Here is a 13,839-nt window from a genome sequence, read left to right as displayed (position 1 = left end):
AATAATACTGAAGATTTACTATCCAATTTTTTGATATGAGTTAGAGTTAGCATGATTTTCTAAATAATAAACAAAGCTAAACCTAAATTATGAATCAGCAAACAAAACCAATCCAAAAGATTATTTTTGGTAGTCCTGGTATCGGTAAAAGTTACCAGATTCGTTCAATTGCAATAAATGATTTAAAAATACATTTTGATTCACTGAGTAATATGTTAGACAATACAATTAAGACTGTATTTCATCCCGAATATACTTATTCTGATTTTGTGGGAAAGCTATTGCCACAAAGTCAAGGTAATTCTATTATGTATAAATTTTATTCGGGACACTTCATCCGCGCTTTAGGGCTAGCATACAGGGATTTAATAGATGGTAAGGGTCAAAATTATCTTTTAGTTATAGATGAACTTAATATATCAGCACATTTATGAAAAAATGGTTGGCTCCCTTGTAGCGATATTTATTTTTTCTGGATCGTATTGAAAAGTTACTTTTTCATATTGTTCTTCATCATTGTCTTCGTCATCTAAAATTTCTTTATCAGCTAATTCTGCGTTATAATTATTCAAATTGACCACGGCGCTTACTCCTTATTATTAACACCCATTCAGTTATTGTTGATGTTTATTGGTACTACATCAGCAAATGGGACTCTTTAGCTGGCGTACTTCAATCCTACTATCTCGACAAACCATAAAGGCGCGAATTTTTGCGCCTCTACGTACCTAGTCTATTACTTGTTTACGTTCCCCAGGCAAATCTAAAATTGGCGCGATCGCACCCTTAAAGCAAATACTTAAACCTCTGGTTCAATACCGAGCGATCGCAATTGGGCAGTCAAGCGATCGGCTCTTTGTCTTTCCTGTTCGGCTCTTTCCTCACCAGTCAACAACAAATTACCCTGCAAATCCCACCAACGTAACCAGGGCAATTGAGCGTTTTGATATTCTCCTTGCCATAAACCTAACTCAACTCCCAAGCGGGTAATCGGATAATGTCCGCGTTCATTTGCTGCTAATAACTGATATTGTCCACCAATTAATTCATAAACTTCTAAGTTGGCTTTATTCACTTCATAAATACCATAAAAAGCCGGATGAATTACTTGCTCATAAATCCAGAATTTCCCCTGCCAAGGGGTTTTATCCCGTTCTTCACTACCATCCCCAGAAACAAATTCCAAGGCAATCAAGGGTGCAATAAATTCTCGCCACAGTACATAAGACCTCCGCGTTTGTCCATCGAGTAAGGGCGGTACATTTCCTACATAAAACCAATCTGGTGCTTCTGCACCTCGTTCTGGCGGATCTGTCAAGCGCCAGTAAATACCTAAGTCCTGACCTATACAATATTCACCTTCAGGATGTAATTGTTTGAGGATAGGTGTAATTGAGTCAGTGAGTAAGATGCTTTGGGGATGCTCTTGCCAATTTTTCACAAATGTACCGTCTGACTCTGGTAGCTGCGTATGATCGGGGAAAGGAGTGAGGGCGGTGGATGGATCGGTTGCAGAGGTCATAGGTCTAGCCTCGCGCTGGGTGAAGTTTATTTTTTAGTTTAGCTTGCGTACTTAACCAAGTTTTACTCGCAGCTAAGAATCCTTTGAGATAATTAAAAATTGGAGCAAAGCAAGTTGACGAGCTTCACTCCCGACTAATCTCAAAGTACACGTAGTAAGCTGGGAATGCTTTCGATCGCTGAGAAATTCTGAATTTCTGCCAAAGCTTGCCTAAAATTGCCTTCCCGCACATCATGGGTAACAACCACAATCTCTGCTAGTTCTCCTTGAAAGCCTGTTTGGACAATTGACTCTAAGCTAACGCCATAGTTGCCAAAGCAAGTCCCCAATTTACCGATAACTCCGGGTTGGTCATTGGTGAGGAAACGGGCGTAAAATCGAGTTATCAATTCTGCCATCGGCGCAATTTGGCAGTATTCCTGATGCCCACAAGCTAATAATGGATTTGTAACTGCTGTATTAGTTTTGAGAACAGCAACTAAATTCAAAATATCTGACGTGACAGCACTGGCGGTTGCACCAGCACCAGCACCAGGGCCAAAAAACATTACTTGTCCAATGGGTTCTCCTTCGACAAGAATGGCATTGTAAACGCCGTTGATGCTAGCCAAAGGGTGGGCTTGAGGCACTAAGGTAGGATGAACTCTGACAGAAAGCGGGGATGAGGGAGTATCACGTTTAGCGATCGCTAACAATTTAATCACAAATCCCAATTTCTCGGCGTAGGCAATATCTGTTTTGCTGACTTGCCGAATCCCCTCAGTATAAACGTCTTGCAAGTTGATGCGTCCACCAAAGCCTAATGATGCGAGGATGGCAATTTTATCAGCTGCGTCTAAGCCATCGACATCAGCTGTCGGGTCAGCCTCAGCATAACCCAAGCGCTGGGCATCAGCTAAGACATCATTGAAGTTGCTGCCTTCTGTTTGCATCCGCGTCAGGATGTAGTTTGTTGTACCGTTAACAATACCTGTTACAGTATGAATTCGGTTAACACTTAAAGATTGCTTTAGGGGTTGAATCACTGGAATACCACCACCCACAGCGGCTTCTAACATGACGTATACGCCAGCTTGATTGGCAGTAGTGAAAATTTCTGCTCCGAAGCGGGCGATCGCTGCTTTATTGGCTGTAACTACGTGTTTGCCATTACTTAAAGCTTTGAGAATTAGCGATCGCGCCGGCTCCAGCCCACCCATCACCTCGACAACTATATCCACCGCTGGATCGTTGACAATTGATTCTAAATCTGTAGTTAAGACTTCCGTAGACAATTCTACTGCACGGGGTTTATCTAGCGATCGGACTCCCACCCGATAAATTTCTATCTCTTGCAACAATGGGTGACGCCCAGCGCTATCTTGCAACAACTGCACTGTTCCCGTTCCCACGGTGCCTAATCCCAGTATTCCTAGTTTCACACCCATTTTGCACCCAATTTCACCAATAACAATTGTAGGTAGAGCGTTTGCCCTACCTACTGATTATCCTGCTTCCTTTGTCATTTGTCCTTCGTTCTTTGTCCTTTGTCTAAAACTAATACTTCTCTACGAGAGGCTACGCCAACGACTTCTCTACGAGACGCTACGCGAACGCTCAGTACAAGTGACTAATGACCAATGACCAATGACTAATGACCAAATTAGTAAGTTTCTACGTGCCAGCGATGAGCTTTCTTGAGTTCCTTCTGGTAAACACTCCAGGTTACGCCTTCCTTAGCAGCAGCAGTAGTTAAGGCTGCATCAATACCTTCTTCCATACCGCGCAAACCGCAGATGTAGGTGTGGGTTTTTTCATTTTTAATCAATTGCCACAATTCATCTGCATGTTCCGCTACGCGGTCTTGAATATACATTCTACCGCCTTGGGGATTTTTCTGTTCCCGACTGATGGCAGCAGTGAGGCGGAAGTTCTCAGGATATTTTTGTTGAATTTCTTCCAGTTCTTCCTTATATAAAAGGTTTGGAGTTGTCGGCACACCAAATATTAGCCAAGAGAATCCTTTAAATTGGTATTCTGGGTTAGCTGCTCTTTCTGCATCTTTAAACTGACGCCACAGATAAGCCCGCATCGGGGCAATACCCGTTCCGGTTGCCAACATAATCACATTAGCTTCGGGGTCATCGGGTAACAACATTTCCTTACCCACTGGCCCTGTAATTTTCACTTCTTCCCCTGGTTTGAGGAAACACAGGTGTGTAGAGCAAACACCGTAGACTGTTTCGCTAGTTTCTGGGTGCTTGTATTCCAACTGGCGGACGCATAATGATACTGTCTTATCATCTACATCATCGCCATGACGAGTTGAGGCGATAGAATACAGTCTAAGTTTTTCCGGCTTGCCGTTCTTGTCTAATCCTGGTGGAATAATCCCAATACTTTGACCTTCTATATACTTCAAGTCCCCAGCGGAAATGTCAAATTTAAGGTGTTGAACAATACCAATACCACCTTCTTTGACTAGCGGTTCATTAGATACTACCTTACCAATAAACGGAGCATTGGGACGGTAAGTGTTAACAGGAACGTCACCGTGGTCTTTTTTGGCTTTCGCTTGAGTCATGGTGTTGCCTTTCTTGTCCTTGTTCTCTTCAGCACTATGAGCATTTACAGGTGTGGCTTTACCATTCCCTTCACTGTTAGCAGTTTCCCCAGATGTAGCTAACTCGCTGACAACGCTTGTAGCACTCCCAAATGAGGCTTTACCATTAACTGGCTCTAGAGCAGTTACAGGCTGGATGCTAACAATTGTGCCGCCTAGACGAGTGATACGTCGCATTTCTTGATTCATGCGGTTGTAAGGCACTCTGATGAACACACTGCCACTTTTCCGAATTGGGTAGTTGGTTTGATCGGTTTCTTCGCTTTGACGCAAACCCACCACTTCATAAAGGAAGATGCGGCTACCTAATTCTGTGTTGGCAGCACCCTCAACAGCACCTTGATTGTACATTCGTTCTACCACTCCGATAATTTACTTAACCGTTTTTCAAAAAAAAACTATTCCCCTACCTTGCCAGCTTTAGTTTACCGGATTTTCGTTTCACAAAACTGGAGAAAGAAGGAAAAACGGCATCATTAAATTAATGCCTTGCTAAGTACACTCACCAAAGACATGCAGGCATAGCAAAAAACACACCTGTTCACCTTCTAAGGTAAAGGATAAGTCTTGTGGAGAATGTTAATAATGAATCAATTTAATCTTTTTTTCGTTAACTAGCACCCCCATCAGGGAGATAGCTTTTTACCTTAGTACCCTATGAGCAACTCACAATATCACAATAGTAGATATTCTCGGAGGGCTACTTTGATCGGTGGAAGCTACCGCTCAGTTTACCTCCAAAAGCTTCCCTTGTGCTTGCTTACTCCAGGGGTTTAAATCGGAGAATGCCAAGAAAGGAAGGTTTTCTTCTGATTGGTTTTACTTCTCCAAATCTACTACTCTTCTGGAATGTTGTTAGCTATCTTCATTACCTATCTATGGACAATTACATAACTACGACAACTCCAGCCACAAATATCACGAGATAGACAATCATAATTTAAGCAACTGTAATTAGTTTCACTTGATGTGAAAAATCTGTCAACCTTGCATCAGTACTTTGCCATAACGTCAACGCTTCTATATGAGCATATTCATAAATTTACAGCCAAAAATTTGGGTAATGCAAGTTATTTCCTCATTCGTTGGATAGATTTTTGCTTTGAATATATTAAGTATTGTCGAGGAGGAATTACAATTTAGAAAGATTAGAAAATTTGCGGCAATAATAAATTATACCTTATAGTCTTGATTCTATAGAGTCACAAGTAGCAGACTGATAAAGGTGCAACGCTGATGGGCAGTGCTGATCCCCATTTTTAAATTAACAACTAAATTAACAAAAAAATGATTGAGGAACCACGCTAATTCTTCTTGACAGCAATCTTGTATGGGATACCCCCTTCTGTTAAAATCAAATATATCACTAGGATTAAATACTTACCGGCACCAACATTCAGGCTAGTCCGACGAGTAGCAACTTAATTACTTTGTTGCCTACCCGCTTGGTGTCTTATAGATGTGCTAGGTAGCAAGAACGCAGGATAAACCAAAGGGGTAAACTCCTGGCTTCAAAATCTGCTGTGTGAAAAATTATTGACACAACTTTAGTATTTTAGAGGAGATTTATGACAAGTAAGCCGGAACGCGTGGTACTGATTGGAGTAGCCGGAGACTCTGGTTGCGGTAAATCTACGTTTTTGCGTCGTTTGATAGATTTGTTTGGTGAAGATTTAATGACAGTCATCTGCTTGGATGACTATCACTCCTTGGATCGCAAACAGCGCAAAGAAACGGGAATAACGGCGCTAGACCCCAGGGCGAACAATTTTGACTTGATGTATGAGCAAATTAAAGCGCTCAAAAGTGGTCAAGCTATTGATAAGCCGATTTACAACCACGAAACCGGCTTGATTGACCCGCCAGAGCGGGTAGAGCCGAATCACATTATAGTTGTTGAAGGACTGCATCCTTTATATGATGAGCGGGTGCGATCGCTAATCGACTTCAGTGTTTATTTTGACATTAGCGATGAGGTCAAAATTGCCTGGAAAATCCAGCGAGATATGGCTGAACGCGGTCATCGCTACGAAGATGTGTTAGCGCAAATCAATTCCCGCAAACCTGACTTTGATAAATTTATCGAACCACAAAGAGAATTTGCTGATGTGGTTCTTCAGGTATTGCCCACAAACTTGATCAAAAACGACACCGAGCGCAGAGTTCTACGGGTACGTATGCTTCAGCGGGAAGGTAAGGAAGGCTTCGATCCAACCTACCTATTTGATGAAGGATCAACAATCAATTGGACTCCCTGTGGACGCAAGCTGACCTGTTCTTATCCTGGTATGCAACTGTACTACGGTTCAGATGTTTACTACGGCCGCTATGTCTCAGTATTAGAGGTTGATGGTCAATTTGACAACTTGGAAGAAGTCATTTACATCGAAACCCATCTCAGTAATACATCCACAAAATATCAGGGTGAATTGACTCACTTGTTACTCCAGCACCGCGAGTATCCAGGTTCCAATAATGGAACTGGCTTCTTCCAAGTGCTTACAGGTTTGAAGATGCGTGCTGCTTATGAGCGGTTGACAGCTACGGAAGCAAAGTTAGCGGTTCAGGTTTAAAGCAGCAGTGTTTGTGTCAAAGCTTGTGGGGGCGCTTCCGGGTGCTCCCTTTTTTTGTGTTATTAAATACATTTTAACTAAAAAATAATTAGCATACATTTATCTTACTTACGCATATTTACCTTATAGTTAGTGGTTTTTATCAATATCAAGAAGATACTAACGACTGAAGTATAAATATTGTTATGATTTCATAAATTAGTAGTTGAACTAAATATCCACATTTAGTCAACGAAAAAACTCTCGATGGAGGAATTTCCTTTGTCTCGTCGATATCTATTTACCTCTGAGTCAGTCACCGAAGGTCATCCAGATAAAATCTGCGATCAGATTTCTGATACTATTCTGGATGCCCTATTGACACAAGACCCTAGCAGTCGTGTCGCCGCTGAAGTCGTAGTTAATACTGGTTTGGTGCTAATCACTGGTGAAATAACCACCAAAGCTAACGTAAATTTCGTCAATCTCGCCCGGAAAAAAATTGCTGAAATTGGCTACACCAATGCTGACAATGGCTTTTCTGCTAACAGTACCAGCGTTCTGCTGGCTTTAGACGAACAATCGCCCGATATTGCCCAAGGCGTTAACACCGCCCAAGAAACCCGCGAACAAGATAGTGATGAACAATTTGACAAAATTGGTGCGGGCGATCAAGGTATAATGTTTGGCTTTGCCAGCAACGAAACACCAGAACTGATGCCCTTACCCATCAGTCTCGCCCACCGCATTGCTCGCCGATTGGCAGCAGTCCGTAAAACAGGTGAATTGTCATACCTGCGTCCTGACGGTAAAACCCAAGTAACTGTAGTCTACGAAGATGGACGCCCCGTAGGTATTGATACGATTCTAATTTCCACTCAGCATACAGCTAGTATTGGGGAAATTACGGATGAGGCGGCGGTACAAGCCAAAATTAAACAAGACCTCTGGTCAGCAGTGGTCGAACCTGTTTTTGGCGACATTGACGTTAAACCTAATGAGGAAACACGTTTTTTAGTCAACCCCACTGGCAAATTTGTCGTTGGTGGCCCTCAAGGAGATTCTGGTCTGACAGGACGGAAAATAATCGTTGATACCTACGGTGGCTATTCACGGCATGGTGGCGGCGCTTTTTCTGGCAAAGACCCCACAAAGGTAGACCGTTCTGCTGCTTATGCGGCTCGCTATGTAGCGAAAAATATTGTCGCCGCTGGGTTGGCAGAAAAAGTTGAAATCCAGCTATCTTATGCTATTGGTGTAGCACGACCAACAAGTATCCTAGTGGATACCTTTGGCACTGGCAAAGTGGATGAAGAAACCTTACTGGAATTAATCAACAAACACTTTGAACTGCGTCCAGCAGGGATTATCCATACCTTCAACTTACGGAACTTACCAAGTGAACGAGGCGGACGTTTTTATCAGGACGTCGCGGCTTACGGTCATTTTGGGCGGGCTGATTTAGACTTGCCCTGGGAACAGACCGATAAAGCCGAATTGTTGAAGCAAGCAGCGAATGAGTCACTTTCGGCAGTAGTTGCTCAGGCAGTAACTTAGACTTATAGGCTACTACAAAAACTTAGTTTGTCTACGTGAGGGTATTGGCAACTTAACAAGTTAGCAATACCCTCATTTTTTACTAGCCACCTGAATATCCAAAAGTAAAACTACTACTTTGTCAAGCTAAACGCCCCGACAGCATATTCATCTGTTGCAAAGATTTTTGTCAATGGTATTACGGGCTGGTGATGGCTTTTGGTTGCAAAGATACAGATTGCCCATTAACTGACAATGCCGTAGCTTCTAAAATCTGTCCGTAACGATTGCGAGTGCCGAATCCTTTGGCTTGAATTGTGTTTCCGATGTTCGCGATACTGGCTAGCTGTTCGCCTACATGGGGCGGGAATTTGACAATTGTGCCATTAGAGATAATAACGCCGTTAATTTCTCCTTGATGTCCCACCAACCAATTCTGAGCAGTTCCCTCCGCAGATAAGGTACTGTAGTTGTTTAAGTTGGGGGGTTGGGGGGCGGTTGTGGAAGGTTGTTCGACTAAAGTCTGTCCAGTTTGAGAATTGGTGATTTTTTTGGCTCTCACTTCCTGTCCGAAGCGAGTGGAAAAGCCAGGATTGCCAAAAATGCTCACTTTCGTGTTTGGGGTAATCATCGCCACTAAACTGTCCGCCATCTGGGGAGGAAATTTCACCTGTAGCCCGTTATTGAGTAATAGCCCATCCACCTTACCTTCAGGGTTGAGCAGATACTGTTTTACCTCTCCGGTGAAAGTGGTTCCGGCTGCGGGGGGTAATCCTGGTGGGGGTGCTGGGGGAATCTCTAGAGGATTAGGATTGGGTAAATTGGCGCTTGGGAGATTAGCTTTTAGCGATCGCCCACTTGGTGTAGCATTACTAGCAACAGTATTGTATGTCCAAAAACCGAAAAGTGCGATCGCTGCTCCGATGCCGCCACTAGTTAAAATTCAATACGGTTCAGTTAAGGCTAAAACTCTTTGTCAAAGTCAATTTTTTTAACGAACCACAGAGGCGCAGAGGACACTGAGAGAAGAAAGAAATGCTTAACTGAACTGTATTGAGTTAAAATTAACTTTAAAGAGCGTTGGCGATCGCGATCTCGGATTTGCTTGGCTTGAATCTGCTGTATTGCTTGTTGAATCACCTCTGGAGGAATTTGTACTTCCGCCCCAGCTTGCATAATTTCTTCTAAACAATAATCCTGATTTTCTTGGGCATACAACTGAGCCGCCAAGGCGAAAACATCGGGAGCAATTTCTTTCGGAATGCGAACTTTAGAGTTATTCATCTGCTTTAATTCAATTTAATCGTTAACCATAACTGTAAGAGTGCAAAACTCGTGCCATAGATACAAGACACTGGCTAGCTAGTAAGGCAGGATGAAGAATGAGCGACTGGAATTTGGCATAGTTTTTGCGCTTCGTTGTAATCCACTCGGAACCCCACCCCGCCAAAGCTACGCTTTGTCTCCCCTCCCCGCTTGCGGGGAGGGGTTGGGGGTGGGGTCAACGGATACTGCATCCAAACGAGAACCGCTATAGTTTTTGCACTTCTAGAAGTTCTAACCCTTATTCCATGCAACCTATTGTGTTACCTCAACGTTGGACACTGCGGCGACAGCTAACAATCCTCAGCATCCTTTTTTTAGGTTTAAGTGGAGCTGCTTTGTGGTTAGTGGTACAACTATTTCAAAGTCTGGAAGGTGCTGTTGTTGCCAGAAATCAGAGAGAATTAGCTTTTGCCAACACTAGACTAATAGCGCTTGGCTTCTCTAGGACAACTGGTAGCAGGGGTAGCTCATGAAGTCCGCAATCCCTTAGCTAGTATGCGCCTCAATTTGCAATATACAGAACGGCAATTAAAAAAGCAGGGAATTACGACTTTACCGATCGCTAGTTTACTAGAACAAGTAGACCGTTTAGAGATGCTGGTGCGACGGCTATTGTATTTTGACCAAAATCAGCAGAAAGAAATGGTAATTACTTCCCTAGAAGCGATCGCTTCTGAATCAGTTTCTCTATTACGTCTCAAAGCCGAAGAACAGGGAGTAACGCTTTTTTATCGCTCTGCTGCTGAACCTCTGCCCCAAGTACCACTACGCCGTCGGGAGTTAGGACAGGTGATGGTTAACTTAATCTTAAATGCCATCCAAGCTAGTCCACCGGAAAGTGAAGTAGAGGTTGGTGTAAGCAAAGAGCAAGACTACTTAGTGACTTGGGTAAAAGATACTGGCGCAGGTTTAGCACCAGAAGAACGCGATCGCATTTTCGATCCTTCGAGCGCTTGGGTAGTAACCAAACCAAAACTGTAGATGTCCGCATTTTAGCTGCCACCAATCGGAATTTAGAGCAATTAGTTCGCCTCAATCAGTTTCGAGAAGACCTTTACTATCGCTTTAACGTAGTACGAATTGAACTGCCACCTTTGCGCGATCGCCCCGAAGATTTAGAACAACTTACCCAACATTTTTTAAGTTCTATTGCTCTAAGAAACGGAATTAAAAATTTAGCAATCACCTCAACCGCCCTAAAAAAACTCAGAGATTACGATTGGCCAGGAAATGTGCGAGAACTGCAAAATACTTTAGAGAGAGCAGCAGTTTTTTCTGGAGGAAGAACCATCCTTCCAGAGCATCTCATTTTTAATCAAGAACATCAGATAAATTTGAACTTAGAACAAGCGATCGCTCAGTTAGAAATAAACTTTATCCGCCATGCTTTAGCACTTTATCCTATGAAGTCAAACAACGTTTTTGTCTGAATTCCAAAGCCATTAAGCTTTTCCAGTAATCACCAAAATCAAGGCGAGATACCCAACAACTAGAAGCATTATTACAAAAAGCTAGAAATTTACTCACAGCTTTGCAACAATGGCAAGAAAATCTGCTCAAAGTTGGGAAATTTTTAGTTGAGCGCCAGCAAGCTTTTTTGCAGAGTCGGGATAAATTAGACTTAGTGTCTACCCCTCAGCAATTAATAGCTCAATCGGTAGGACTTAGTAACTCTACAGTCAGCCGGATTGTGCGGGGACGGCATATATTAGTTTGCAATCAACACAGTCGGATAATTCCATTGCATTCACTATGTGTTCCTGTAGGAGTAGGCGGACGTACTCCTCAACAAATCCAACAGATGCTAATACAGTTAATTCCAGAAGAATCACCCGCCAATCCTTATACTGATGAGCAATTAGCCCAGCTTTTGAAAATCCGATTTTGTCTGCCAATCACTCGCAGAACAGTTACAAAATACCGTAAAATTTCCGGGATAAAGTCATCACATCACCGCAACTTGACTGATAAAAAGATGGGAAGCAAGAGCAGGAAGCAAGGAAGCCTCTTGAAATATCAAAGTTGAGCCTTTGAACCTGAACGTTGAGCCTTTGAACCTGGAAGTTGCACCTTTGAACCTGAACGTTGAGCCTTTGAACCTGGAAGTTGCACCTTTGAACCTAAACGTTGAGCCTTTGAACATGAACGTTGCGCCTTTGAACCTGAACGTTGCACCTTTGAGCTTGAACGTTGCGGCTTTGAGCCTGAAATTTTAAGTTTGATTGTTGACGAATGACTAATGACTAAGACAATACGCTTGGGTTAAGGAAAGAGACGCGATAAATCGCCGTCTCTACAAAGGACTGATTATTGTAGAGACGGCGATTTATCGCGTCTTTGCAATTAGCGGCGTGTCATCAAAAAACCTTATCCGAACCGTATGGAAGGAGAGAGTTTTTTCGCCGGTTTTTTGAGTATTTTTTTATTTGGAAGTCCCTAAATCCAAAAATAAGCCAGGATGAGAGTCACGACAGTTAACGGTAGACCAAAACGCAGATGTTCCCAGAATGACAATTGATAACCAAGTTTTGCGACAGCCTCAGCAACAATTAAATTAGCAACTGAACCTAACAAAGTTAGATTACCTGCTAAGGTAGATCCTGCTGCTAATAGTAACCAGGTTTTTGTATCTGGATGGGGAATTAAATGTTGTAGTAACAATACGGCTGGAACATTAGAAACTAAATTTGAAAGGAGAGCAGTAATTCCTAATATGTTCATAGGAGTATAAACTAAACCGCTAAATAAATTCAATATTCCTAATTTTTCTACTCCAGCAGTCACAACAAATAGTCCAGAAAACATCACCAATAAGTCCCAATCTACTTTATTTAAAACTCGTTGCGGTTTGATTCGCCTAGTAATGAAGAGTAAACCAGCGGCTACAAATGTTGCTTGGGCTGGAGGTATCCCCATTAAGAATGCAATTAATAGTCCTCCTGTGATCAATAGGCTTTTAGTAAGCAACGGTTTAAATATGCGGTAACGCACGGGGGTTACACTCGGACACGATTTAGTAGAACGAACATCAGGATAAAGCCACCACAATAATCCAATTTGGATTAACAAACTGACTAATGCGATGGGAGTCAATGCTTTCGCAAAATCGAGATAGCTGATACCAGAGAAGGAACCAATCAAAATATTTTGCGGATTACCACTTAAGGTAGCTACTGAACCCAGATTAGTTGCTCCCGCCAAGGCAAGTAAGTAAGGAATGGGATTGAGGTTTAAAGTTTGGGTTAAACCGAGAACCAAAGGAGTCAAAATTAGAGCAATGGTATCATTCAGAAAAAAAGCCGAGAGAATCCCACTGCCAAAAGTTAAAACAATTAGCAAACCCAAAGGGCTACGAGTAAAGTGTGTAACTGTATCAAGGGTTAATTGGAAAAAACCAGCGTAAGCTAAGTTTGTGCTGATTACCATCATGCCAAACAGGAAAATCAGCGTTTTATAGTCTATCGCTTGCCATGCTTCTTTGAGGTCTAATACCCCGAAAGCCATCAGTAAAGATGCACCAACTAAAGCAATACTGGCTCGGTTCATCCGCAAACCAGGGAGATATCCTAAACCCAAACCGATATAAGTCAGCCCAATGATGATGTATCTGAAAACAATCATGATTTCGCTAAATGCTTTTGATGTAATGCTTTTCTATTAACTCCTGTTTTTGTTTCAGGTACACAGAACCAAAAAACTGCTAAAGCCACAACTGCGTAGGCATAGCCCGCCGCAGGCATCGCTGCTAAAATCAAAAAACCAACATTGTAACCAGCACTTTTAACTACAAACCCAGCCAACACGTTGCTCAAACCCGCACCAACACCAATGGCAGTGTTGAGCATCCCTTGGGTAACATTAAAGCGTCCCGTGCCTTTAGTCAAATCAGCTACCATCAACACCGAAAGCACACCAAAAATCCCGCCTGCAATACCATCCAGAATTTGCACAGAAACGAGAAAATAGGGATTGTCCGAAAGTGTATACAGCACTCCTCGAATCGGTAAGACGGCAAAGCCAAGCATAAATATGGGTTTTCGGGCTGTATGTGCGAAACGCCCAGCCAAGTTAGACACTGGAATCATGACTAATATCATGTCCGCTTGATTACTTACTAAACCCCAAGAACCCCACCCCGCCAAAGCTGCGCTTTGTCTCCCCTCCCCGCTTGCGGGCTATGCATTAGTCACATGTTTCTTAACATTGCTGTAAGTAAGTCAGGAAAAGGATTATGGAACAATGCAACATGTAGATAGTTGACAAAAGGAGGAGAATGTGAATAAGGTTAATTTGATCGGCGA

Annotated in this window: 16 protein-coding genes and 1 pseudogene; 9 read left to right on the top strand and 8 right to left on the bottom strand. The window is 42.6% G+C overall.

The annotated features are described in order from the left end of the window. The first annotated feature begins 89 nt into the window (after positions 1–89). Positions 90–434 carry a hypothetical protein gene (locus CDG76_RS33685; protein ID WP_190241067.1) on the top strand — a complete coding sequence of 115 codons (345 nt, stop codon included), beginning with the start codon at positions 90–92 and terminating at the stop codon, positions 432–434. On the opposite strand, the gene CDG76_RS36795 is transcribed toward CDG76_RS33685, so the two are convergent. From CDG76_RS36795 to petH, 4 genes are all read right to left on the bottom strand, one after another. Further along, entirely contained in the window at positions 429–581 is a 153-nt protein-coding gene (locus CDG76_RS36795; protein ID WP_223265506.1) for a hypothetical protein, read from the bottom strand. The two genes, CDG76_RS33685 and CDG76_RS36795, sit on opposite strands and share 6 nt — an antisense overlap. 218 nt (positions 582–799) lie before the next feature. Next, a complete protein-coding gene (locus tag CDG76_RS33680) occupies positions 800–1,522 on the bottom strand; it encodes a Uma2 family endonuclease (protein WP_094353179.1) in 723 nt (240 codons plus the stop codon). A 140-nt stretch (positions 1,523–1,662) separates the two neighbouring features. Continuing rightward, positions 1,663–2,949, bottom strand: a complete 1,287-nt coding sequence (locus tag CDG76_RS33675) for a homoserine dehydrogenase (RefSeq protein WP_094353178.1) — start codon at positions 2,947–2,949, stop codon at positions 1,663–1,665. 215 nt (positions 2,950–3,164) lie between these two features. Then, positions 3,165–4,475 (bottom strand): ferredoxin--NADP reductase, encoded by a 1,311-nt coding sequence (gene petH / locus CDG76_RS33670; RefSeq protein WP_094353177.1) that lies wholly within the window; start codon positions 4,473–4,475, stop codon positions 3,165–3,167. A gap of 1,217 nt (positions 4,476–5,692) precedes the next feature. Between petH and CDG76_RS33665 the strand changes: the two genes are divergently transcribed. Then, positions 5,693–6,697, top strand: coding sequence for a phosphoribulokinase (locus CDG76_RS33665; protein ID WP_094353176.1), 1,005 nt, complete (start codon positions 5,693–5,695; stop codon positions 6,695–6,697). Positions 6,698–6,958: 261 nt separating this feature from the next. Beyond that, complete coding sequence (metK, locus tag CDG76_RS33660) at positions 6,959–8,233, top strand: methionine adenosyltransferase (RefSeq protein WP_094353254.1); 1,275 nt, start codon at positions 6,959–6,961, stop codon at positions 8,231–8,233. A gap of 178 nt (positions 8,234–8,411) precedes the next feature. On the opposite strand, the gene CDG76_RS33655 is transcribed toward metK, so the two are convergent. Then, the gene (locus tag CDG76_RS33655; RefSeq protein WP_143854221.1) at positions 8,412–8,822 is read right to left on the bottom strand and encodes a hypothetical protein; all 411 of its coding nucleotides are present in this window, start codon (positions 8,820–8,822) and stop codon (positions 8,412–8,414) included. On the opposite strand from CDG76_RS33655, the gene CDG76_RS36790 reads away from it, so the two are divergent. Continuing rightward, positions 8,815–9,207, top strand: coding sequence for a hypothetical protein (locus CDG76_RS36790; protein WP_143854220.1), 393 nt, complete (start codon positions 8,815–8,817; stop codon positions 9,205–9,207). The genes CDG76_RS33655 and CDG76_RS36790 overlap by 8 nt on opposite strands. Here CDG76_RS36790 and CDG76_RS33645 read toward each other — a convergent pair. Continuing rightward, complete coding sequence (locus CDG76_RS33645; protein WP_094353173.1) at positions 9,176–9,496, bottom strand: hypothetical protein; 321 nt, start codon at positions 9,494–9,496, stop codon at positions 9,176–9,178. The genes CDG76_RS36790 and CDG76_RS33645 overlap by 32 nt on opposite strands. Positions 9,497–9,783: 287 nt before the next feature. On the opposite strand from CDG76_RS33645, the gene CDG76_RS36785 reads away from it, so the two are divergent. The 5 genes and pseudogenes from CDG76_RS36785 to CDG76_RS36780 all read left to right on the top strand — a co-directional run bounded on the left by CDG76_RS36785 (position 9,784) and on the right by CDG76_RS36780 (position 11,754). Further along, positions 9,784–10,011 carry a hypothetical protein gene (locus tag CDG76_RS36785; protein ID WP_143854219.1) on the top strand — a complete coding sequence of 76 codons (228 nt, stop codon included), beginning with the start codon at positions 9,784–9,786 and terminating at the stop codon, positions 10,009–10,011. Then, positions 9,971–10,519, top strand: a complete 549-nt coding sequence (locus tag CDG76_RS33640) for a sensor histidine kinase (RefSeq protein WP_094353172.1) — start codon at positions 9,971–9,973, stop codon at positions 10,517–10,519. The genes CDG76_RS36785 and CDG76_RS33640 overlap by 41 nt, the downstream gene beginning before the upstream one ends. Beyond that, positions 10,492–10,968, top strand: coding sequence for a sigma 54-interacting transcriptional regulator (locus tag CDG76_RS33635; protein ID WP_223265505.1), 477 nt, complete (start codon positions 10,492–10,494; stop codon positions 10,966–10,968). Before CDG76_RS33640 ends, CDG76_RS33635 begins: the two co-directional genes overlap by 28 nt. A 68-nt stretch (positions 10,969–11,036) precedes the next feature. Then, positions 11,037–11,564, top strand: a pseudogene (locus CDG76_RS33630) (RNA polymerase subunit sigma-54); the annotation flags it as partial. Between the two features lie 4 nt (positions 11,565–11,568). Continuing rightward, the gene (locus CDG76_RS36780) at positions 11,569–11,754 is read left to right on the top strand and encodes a hypothetical protein (protein ID WP_143854218.1); all 186 of its coding nucleotides are present in this window, start codon (positions 11,569–11,571) and stop codon (positions 11,752–11,754) included. A gap of 220 nt (positions 11,755–11,974) precedes the next feature. On the opposite strand, the gene CDG76_RS33625 is transcribed toward CDG76_RS36780, so the two are convergent. After that, on the bottom strand, positions 11,975–13,159 hold the full coding sequence (locus CDG76_RS33625; protein WP_094353170.1) for an anion transporter: 1,185 nt from the start codon (positions 13,157–13,159) through the stop codon (positions 11,975–11,977). Next, positions 13,156–13,623: an MFS transporter gene (locus CDG76_RS33620; RefSeq protein ID WP_223265503.1), complete on the bottom strand. Its 468-nt coding sequence runs from the start codon at positions 13,621–13,623 to the stop codon at positions 13,156–13,158. The genes CDG76_RS33625 and CDG76_RS33620 overlap by 4 nt, the downstream gene beginning before the upstream one ends. Positions 13,624–13,839 lie beyond the last annotated feature (216 nt).

Source organism: Nostoc sp. 'Peltigera membranacea cyanobiont' 210A (assembly GCF_002246015.1).
Taxonomy (GTDB): Bacteria; Cyanobacteriota; Cyanobacteriia; order Cyanobacteriales; family Nostocaceae; genus Nostoc.
The sequence above is the reverse complement of the archived record's forward strand: the minus strand, read 5'-3'. Positions and strand labels throughout refer to the sequence as shown.

What these genes read in the sequence shown, in the direction of transcription:
- CDG76_RS33675 (WP_094353178.1), bottom strand. Translation starts at nt 2,949, where the DNA reads ATGGGTGTGAAACTAGGAATACTGGGATTAGGCACCGTGGGAACGGGA.
- CDG76_RS33625 (WP_094353170.1), bottom strand. Translation starts at nt 13,159, where the DNA reads ATGATTGTTTTCAGATACATCATCATTGGGCTGACTTATATCGGTTTG.
- CDG76_RS33620 (WP_223265503.1), bottom strand. Translation starts at nt 13,623, where the DNA reads ATGATTCCAGTGTCTAACTTGGCTGGGCGTTTCGCACATACAGCCCGA.
- CDG76_RS33680 (WP_094353179.1), bottom strand. Translation starts at nt 1,522, where the DNA reads ATGACCTCTGCAACCGATCCATCCACCGCCCTCACTCCTTTCCCCGAT.
- CDG76_RS33685 (WP_190241067.1), top strand. Translation starts at nt 90, where the DNA reads ATGAATCAGCAAACAAAACCAATCCAAAAGATTATTTTTGGTAGTCCT.
- CDG76_RS36790 (WP_143854220.1), top strand. Translation starts at nt 8,815, where the DNA reads ATGCTCACTTTCGTGTTTGGGGTAATCATCGCCACTAAACTGTCCGCC.
- CDG76_RS33665 (WP_094353176.1), top strand. Translation starts at nt 5,693, where the DNA reads ATGACAAGTAAGCCGGAACGCGTGGTACTGATTGGAGTAGCCGGAGAC.
- CDG76_RS33645 (WP_094353173.1), bottom strand. Translation starts at nt 9,496, where the DNA reads ATGAATAACTCTAAAGTTCGCATTCCGAAAGAAATTGCTCCCGATGTT.
- CDG76_RS36785 (WP_143854219.1), top strand. Translation starts at nt 9,784, where the DNA reads ATGCAACCTATTGTGTTACCTCAACGTTGGACACTGCGGCGACAGCTA.
- petH (WP_094353177.1), bottom strand. Translation starts at nt 4,475, where the DNA reads ATGTACAATCAAGGTGCTGTTGAGGGTGCTGCCAACACAGAATTAGGT.